Origin of the sequence: Streptomyces sp. W16 (assembly GCF_033194735.1) — a bacterium.
Classification (GTDB): Bacteria; Actinomycetota; Actinomycetes; order Streptomycetales; family Streptomycetaceae; genus Streptomyces.
The window spans coordinates 26,562-32,630 of record NZ_JAWOAI010000042.1; the positions used below are offsets into that span (position 1 = coordinate 26,562).

The 6,069-nt window shown below is 69.2% G+C and carries 5 protein-coding genes; 2 read left to right on the forward strand and 3 right to left on the reverse strand.

All coding sequences use genetic code 11. The features are described from left to right. Window positions 1–20 precede the first annotated feature (20 nt). Window positions 21–1,112 carry a sugar ABC transporter substrate-binding protein gene (locus tag R6V09_RS08460; RefSeq protein ID WP_317880735.1) on the reverse strand — a complete coding sequence of 364 codons (1,092 nt, stop codon included), beginning with the start codon at window positions 1,110–1,112 and terminating at the stop codon, window positions 21–23. Window positions 1,113–1,364: 252 nt separating this feature from the next. Here R6V09_RS08460 and R6V09_RS08465 point away from each other — a divergent pair, with 252 nt between their 5' ends. Beyond that, window positions 1,365–2,270, forward strand: a complete 906-nt coding sequence (locus tag R6V09_RS08465) for a helix-turn-helix domain-containing protein (protein ID WP_317880736.1) — start codon at window positions 1,365–1,367, stop codon at window positions 2,268–2,270. A gap of 31 nt (window positions 2,271–2,301) precedes the next feature. Here the strand turns inward: R6V09_RS08465 and R6V09_RS08470 are convergent, their stop codons facing one another. Together R6V09_RS08470 and R6V09_RS08475 are read right to left on the reverse strand one after the other, a co-directional pair. Further along, window positions 2,302–3,117, reverse strand: a complete 816-nt coding sequence (locus R6V09_RS08470; RefSeq protein WP_317880737.1) for an SAM-dependent methyltransferase — start codon at window positions 3,115–3,117, stop codon at window positions 2,302–2,304. 160 nt (window positions 3,118–3,277) lie between these two features. Next, entirely contained in the window at window positions 3,278–4,597 is a 1,320-nt protein-coding gene (locus R6V09_RS08475; RefSeq protein ID WP_317880738.1) for an MFS transporter, read from the reverse strand. 573 nt (window positions 4,598–5,170) lie between these two features. Between R6V09_RS08475 and R6V09_RS08480 the strand changes: the two genes are divergently transcribed. Beyond that, window positions 5,171–5,710, forward strand: a complete 540-nt coding sequence (locus R6V09_RS08480) for a hypothetical protein (RefSeq protein WP_317880739.1) — start codon at window positions 5,171–5,173, stop codon at window positions 5,708–5,710. The last annotated feature ends 359 nt before the right edge of the window (window positions 5,711–6,069 follow it).

The window sequence follows — 6,069 nt, forward strand, 5'->3', positions numbered from 1 at the left end:
ATCGGTGAAGGACGGTGGGGTCAGCCGCAGGAGAGGATCTTGTCGGCGAACTGCTGTTTCAGCTGCGCCGTCTTCGCCCGCCGCGCGGTGTCGTAGGCCGAGACGTTCGCCTTGTCGACGACGAACGAACCGGAGTCCACCTGTACGCCGGGATCGCGCACGGAGCACTGCTTCGTCTGCAGGAGCGCCAGGGCCCAGGTCCCGATCTCGGCCTGGCCGACCGGGTTCTGCACCACGGTGGCCGTGACCGTGCCCTGTCTGATGCCGCTCAGGATCTTGGCGTCGTCGTCGATGGCGATGACCTTCGCCTTCGAACCGGACGTCCTGACGACGTCGGCGGCGGCGACGGCGGGGTTGTAGGCGGTGGCGACGATGCCCGTGATCTGGTCGCCCTTGGCCGCCATCAGGTCGGACACCGCCTTCTGCGCGGTCTGCAGGTCGGTGTCGATGTCGGTGATGGTCTGCAGGAGCTTCACCTTGCCGCCCGTCTCCTGCACGGCCCGCGCGACGCCCTTGATCCTCAACTGGGTATTGGCGTCGACGTTGTTGCCGGTCAGGTGGACCAGGACGCCGTGGCCGCCCATGGCCGCGATCGCCGCCTTCGCGGCTTTGTAGGCGGCGAGTTGGACGTCCGTGGAGAGACAGAAGTCGGCCTCGTCCTTGTTGCCGGCCGGGCAGGAACCGAGCGAAGCCACCGGGAAGCCCTGCGACTTGAGGTCCGCGAAGGTCGAGTTGATGTCGGTGGGGGAGACACCGAACACCCCGAACGCGTTGTAGCCGCGCGCCGCCAGCGTGGACAGCAGATTGTTCTGCTTCTGCTGGTCCCACTCCGCCGTCTCGTCGAAGGCGACGGCTCCGAGTCCGTAGGTCTTCTTCGCGGCTGCGCCCGCGGTCTTCCAGGGCTGGAAATACGGGTGGGCGCCACCCGGCACGAGGGCGACCTTGGTCCGGGAGCCGTCCACGAGGTCGGTGCCGCCGCCCGTCCGCGCGGCCGACGAGGCCTGACCGCCGGACTGGGCACCCGAGTTGCGGTAGGTGCAGGCCGCTGTCCCGGCGGTGAGCAGCACGACAGCGACAACTCCGGGCAGGACGGATCTGGTTGGGAAGCGCATGCCCTATCCCTGCCAAATCAAATAGGAAATCGATGCGGCGATCGTGGGGCAGGAACCCGTGTGCGTCAAGGCCTGCGGCAACAGCGGGCGGTAATGGGAGCATCCCCGGCCTTCGAAACACCTGTTGATCCAAGAAATCGTATAGGAAAGCAAACTCTTGAGCGCGCCGAGTTGACAGCCAAGAGCCCTTAAGATGACTGGCCGTAGCGTTCGTCCCCACACAACGTCGCGTGCACCGCAGGGAGATCGACCATGGGTTCCGAAGAGGTCTTAACCACACCGCCCGACAGCGCGCTCCTGGACAGCCGCTCGGCCGGCCCCACGGTGCCGCGTCTCCTACTGGGCGCACGGCTGCGCGAACTGCGCGAAGCGCGGACCATCTCCCGCACGGCCGCGGGTGAGGTCATCCGCGCCTCCCGGTCCAAGATCAGCCGACTGGAGGCCGGCCGGCACGGATTCAAACTCCGTGACGTGACCGACCTGCTCACGCTCTACGGCGTCCGGGACGAGGCCGAGCGCGCCACCCTGCTGGCCCTGGCCGAAGAGGCCAACGCCCCTGCCTGGTGGCAGTACTTCAACGACGTGGTGCCCACCTGGACGCAGGCCTACCTCGGAGCCGAACAGGCGGCGAGCCTCATCCGCTGCTTCGAGGTCCAGCGTGTTCCCCAGTTGCTGCAGACCCCCGACTACGCGCGCGCCTCCCTCCGGCTCGCCCACGCGGACGCTCGCGGGGAGGAGCTCGACCGGCGGGTCATGCTGCGGATGACCCGTCAGCGGATCCTGCGCCGCCGGCCGGCGGCGCAGCTCTGGGCCGTGATCGACGAGGCGGCACTGCGCCGCCCGGTGGGCGGCATCCGCACGATGCGCGCCCAGCTCAGGCATCTCATCGAGATCTGCCGACTCCCCCAAGTCACCGTCCAGATCATGCCGTTCCTCGCCGGCGGCCACGCCGCGGAAGCCGGTCCGGTGACCATTCTGCGACTGCCCGGCGGCCGACTGCCCGACATGGTCTACCTCGAACAGCGCGTCACCGCCCTCTACCCCGACCGGCCGAACGAGATCGAGTGCTACTGGGACGTCATGAACCGCCTGGTGGTCGAAGCGGAATCGCCGGAGGAGACCCCGACGATCCTGCATCGCATCCTTCAGGAGACCTGAGCCGGGACGTGGGCCGGGCGCGGGCCGGGGGTCAGCGCTTGAGGGCTACGCCGCCGTACTGGTGCACCTCCGCGGGCAGGCCCCAGGCACTGTCGTCGGGACGCCAGCGCGAGCACGACGCCACGCCCGGTTCGAGCAGTTCCAGACCCTCGAAGAAGCCCGCGATCTGCTCGGGGCTGCGCAGGATGTACGGGATCGAACCGCCCTCGTTGTACTGCCGGATGGCGTCGACGTAGGCCTCGCTCGTGTCGGTGCTGTCGTACTGCACGAGATAGCTGCCGGCGGGCAGGGCCTCCACCAGTCGCCGCACGATCGAGCGGGCCTCGTCGTAGTCCTCGATGTGGCCCAGGATGCCCATCAGCATGAGGGCGACGGGCTGGTCGAAGTCCAGCGTCTTCGCGGCCTCCCGCACGATGGTGTCCGGGTCGCGCAGGTCGGCGTCGACGTAGTTGGTGACGCCTTCCTCGGTGCTGGTGAGCAGGGCGCGGGCGTGTGCCAGCACCAACGGGTCGTTGTCGACGTAGACGATGCGGCTCTCGGGTGCCACCCGCTGGGCGATCTCGTGGGTGTTGTCCACGTTGGGCAGTCCGGTGCCGATGTCCAGGAACTGCCGGATGCCTTCCTCGGCGGCCAGGTGACGGACGGCGCGGGCGAGGAAGTAGCGGGCGGCGCGGGCCCCTGTCTCGATACCGGGGAAGATCTCGCGGAAGGCGTCGCCCGCGACGCGGTCCACTTCGTAGTTGTCTTTGCCCCCAAGCCAGTAATTCCAGATCCGGGCAGACTGCGGCACCGTCGTGTCGAACTTGGAGAGCGCTTCCTGCTGGGAGTTCGCTGTCTCGTCCGTCATGGTCACTCCTGTGTGTACGTGGTGAGAGCCACGAAACCGTCGAACACCGGTCGTGGAGGCCCACGTTATTCCCCCACGGCTCGACTCATGCGCCTCGCCGGTCCCAACCACCTTTGTTCGGCCGCCCGTTGGCTTGTTTGCCACCTCAGGTGAACAGGAGTCAACGTTCTGCCGCGTGCCGGGTGAGGAATCCGATGAGGGCCGCGGTGGCGGCCAGCACCGCCACGCTGGTGAGGGCGGCGGGGAGCGAGTACCACTCCGCCATGAAGCCGATGGCGGGCGGTCCCAGGAGCATGCCGCCGTAGCCGAGGGTGGAGGCGATGGCGACTCCGTCGGGGCCGGCGAGGGTGCCGGCGCGTTCGACGGCGACGGGGAAGAGGTTGGCGAGGCCGAGCCCGGTGATCACGAAGCCGAGGACGGCCGCCCACAGGGTGGGCGCGAGCGCTCCGAGCAGCATGCCGACGGCGGCGGTCGTGCCGCCGGACACGAGGGTGCGGGTCCGGCCGAGGCGTTCGAGCAGCCGGGTACCGCTGAGCCGGCCGGCGGTCATGGCCAGCGCGAAGCAGGAGTAGCCGATGGCGGCGGCGCCGGCACTGGCGTCGAGGTCCTGCTGCAGATGCAGGGCACTCCAGTCGGCGAGGGCGCCTTCGCCGAAGGCGGTGCACAGGGCGATCAGGCCGAAGGTGATGACGAGGCCGCGGGTGCGGGGGTTGAGGCGGCGGGGTGGGGATTGGGGTTGGGTGTGAGGGGAGTGCTTGGGCGAGTCGGTTGGTGAGTGGGGTGGTGGGTCTGACGGTATGTCAATTGTGGTGCAGGGCAATTGATCTGATGGTGCGTCGGTTGGCGTGCAGCGGGCTCGGTCCGTCCGTGAGTCGGCCGGTGAGCGGGTCGGTGGGCCCTCGTGCGGTGCCGGGGGCTGGAGGCGGAGCAGGGGGCGGCCGATCAGGGCGGTGACGAGCAGGCCGATCACGGTGAGGCCGAAGAGGTGCTGTGTGGGGGTGAGTGCTCCGGCGACGAGTCCGCCGAGTCCGGCGCCGACCATGCCGCCGAGGCTGAACGCGGCGTGGAAGCTGGGCATGATGGGCCGCCGCATGGCCCTGACCAGGTCTACCGCCGCGCTGTTGAACGCGACGTTGATCCCTCCGTAGGCCGCGCCGAAGATCAGCAGGACGAGGCCGAGGGTGAGTGCGGAGTGGGTGAGCGGGGGGAGGGAGACGCTGAGGGAGAGCAACACGGCGCAGGCGACGGTGACTTGGTGGTTGCCGTAGCGGTGGCAGAGGCGGCCGGTGAGCATCATGGTGATGACGGCGCCGGCGGAGACGCCGAGGAGGGCGAGGCCGAGGGTGCCGGCGGTGGCGCCGGTCTGGTGCTTGATGGCGGGGATGCGGACGACCCAGCCGGCGAAGATGAAGCCGTCGAGGGCGAAGAAGGCGGTGATGACGGCTCGGAGCCGGGCGAGGTCGGTGGGGGTGCCCGGCACGGCGTTGTGCGTTCGGGGTTTGTTTATTTGCGGCACAAAATCAGGCTAAGTGGGTGCTGTGCCGAGGGCAAGAGGGTTGGCGGGCGCCGGGGGCGAGGCACGGCTCGCGTCGCGGACGCTGTCCGTGGACCGCAGCGGGGGCGCCGGCAGTTGGAACCGGAGAGGCATGAACAGACGGGAGGGTCCTTTGGGCCGATCGCATCGGCAGTGCCCTCTGCCGTCGTCCCGCCACGATGTACGACGCTTCGGTGGCTGAATCCCGTAGAGCCGACTCGCGCGATGACGTGAGGCCGGTCGCGCTCGACCGTGTCCGCCGACTCGTCGACCTCCTGGAGTGTCGGCGGGCCGAGTTCCGTCGGTCCGTGGGGTTCGGCCGGGACAACCGGCCCACGGTCGGGTCGGTCCGGCCGGCGTCGGCTCCACGCACCACCGATGGCACAGCACCCGCGGCCTTCGCACCCTCGTCGACGCTCCCTCGGCTCTCCTTGCGGAAGTGGTAGCTCCGCCCGGGCAGGGGGCAGAACGGGTCCATGCGGGACGACAAGTACCCAACGAGTCCCTGGAGGTGGTGACTTGACCGTCATCGTCGGCCTGGTCCACCGCGGGCGAGTCCACCTCGCCGGAGACTCCGCAGGCAGCAGCGGGTCGCAGCTCACGATCCGCCGCGACCCGAAGGTCTTCACCAACGGTCCCTATGTACTTGGGTTCACATCCTCATTCCGTATGGGCCAGCTCCTGCACTACGCGTTCGAGGCCCCGCACCCCGAGGGCGACCTCGACCGTTTCATGGCCACGCGCTTCATCAACGCCGTCCGAGCCTGCCTCAAGGACGGTGGATGGGCTCGTAAGGACTCCGAGCAGGAACAGGCGGGCGTCTTCCTCGTCGGCATCCAGGGCCGTCTCTTCGAGATCCATTCCGACTATCAAGTCGGTGAGCCCGTCGAGGGATATGCCGCGGTGGGCTCCGGGGACGACCTGGCTCTCGGTGCCCTGCACGCCACCGCCGATCTCGGCCTCAAACCGCGCGAGCGCCTCACTGCCGCCCTGCGTGCCGCAGATCACCACAGCACATACGTGTGCGCCCCGTACACCTATGTCAGGACACCCCGCTGAACCATTCCCGCGGGAGGGCCGGACCATCGCGCTGTACGACCTCATCCCCCCGATCGTCAGCTGGCGCGACCCGAACACTCGCGACCGAAGCAGCCGGTCGGCGGGCCGCGCCCGGCGGTGGTCAACTGCTGCCGCTGCCGCTGCCGCTGCCGCTGCCGCTGCCGCAGGTGTTCGTTGGTCGGCCGGGCGCGGTGGCCGTGGTCGACGGACGTCTGGTTGGTCGATGCTGTTCGCGCTGATGGACACCGCGACGAAGCCGCGGGCGGTCGGCGCGGCGCCCAGGTGGTCGTAGCCGCGGTGGCTCGGGAGCAAGTGCGAGCCGGCCGGTCAGGTGCCGCTGACAGCGCACCGCCGCGCGC